Raw genomic sequence first — 1,075 nt, 5'->3', positions numbered from 1 at the left:
GCTGCCTGCCGGCCAGTTCATCGTGCAAAACCTGCCGGCGGCCACGGAAATCGGCTCCGCGGCATTTACCCAAATGGCCTTGCAGAGTTCCTTCGGCGGCTTCGGTCCGGTATTCGTTGGCGTGGCGCTGTTTTTCTTCGCCTTCACGACCATTATTGCTTACTACTATATTGCGGAAACCAATATCGTCTACCTGAACCGCTTCTTCAAGCGCGGCGTGCCATTGGTCATCGTTAAATTGGTGATCATGGCGATGGTGACTTACGGCACGATCAACAGCGCGGGCTATATCTGGAATCTCGGCGATATTGGTGTTGGCATCATGGCGTGGATTAACATCATCGGCATCCTGATTATTTTCTTCGTCGCGAAACCGACCATGCTTTGCCTGCGCGATTACGAAGCCCAGCTGAAGGCGGGCGGCCCCATCACCTTCGACCCGATCAAGCTTGGCATCAAGAATGCCGTTTTCTGGGAGCAGCGTGCTGCGGCAAAAAAAACAGAAGCGAGCAAGACCAGCGCAAGCGTCTGATTGTCAGGCAGGACGCGTGAAAAAAAGCCCGCGAACCTTGGTTCGCGGGTTTTTTTTGCTATCAACCAGCGTCGCCGCGCTTGGGGTCGACGATGGCTGCCAGTAAATCCATCGGCATCGGAAACACGACGGTCGTGGTCTTGTCGCCGGCGATATTGCTGAGCGTTTGCATGTAGCGCAACTGCATCGCCCCCGCCTGGCGCGCCAGTACGTTGGCCGCCTGCATCAGCTTTTCCGACGCCTGCAGTTCGCCTTCCGCGTGGATGACCTTGGCGCGCCGTTCGCGTTCGGCCTCGGCCTGGCGCGCGATGGCCCGGATCATCGACTCGTCCAGGTCCACATGCTTGATCTCGACGTTGGCCACCTTGATGCCCCAGGTGTCGGTCTGGGCGTCGAGCACTTGCTGGATATCGATATTGAGGCGCTCGCGCTCGGCCAGCATGTCGTCGAGCTCGTGCTTGCCGAGCACCGCGCGCAAGGTGGTCTGGGCCAGCTGGCTGGTCGCTTCCATGAAGTTGACTACCTGGATAATGGCGCGCTCCG

General features: G+C 58.5%; 2 protein-coding genes. One reads left to right on the top strand and one right to left on the bottom strand.

Annotated features, from left to right (window positions below; genetic code table 11):
* The coding region (locus Q7T06_RS12915; protein ID WP_304785210.1) for an alanine:cation symporter family protein at positions 1-532 on the top strand (532 nt) is incomplete at its 5' end.
* 61 nt (positions 533-593) lie between these two features.
* Here the strand turns inward: Q7T06_RS12915 and Q7T06_RS12910 are convergent.
* On the bottom strand, positions 594-1,075 hold a 482-nt coding region (locus tag Q7T06_RS12910; RefSeq protein ID WP_304785209.1), incomplete at its 5' end, for an SPFH domain-containing protein.

The organism is Herminiimonas sp., assembly GCF_030645555.1.
Lineage (GTDB): Bacteria > Pseudomonadota > Gammaproteobacteria > Burkholderiales > Burkholderiaceae_D > Oxalicibacterium.
The sequence above is the reverse complement of the archived record's forward strand: the minus strand, read 5'-3'. Positions and strand labels throughout refer to the sequence as shown.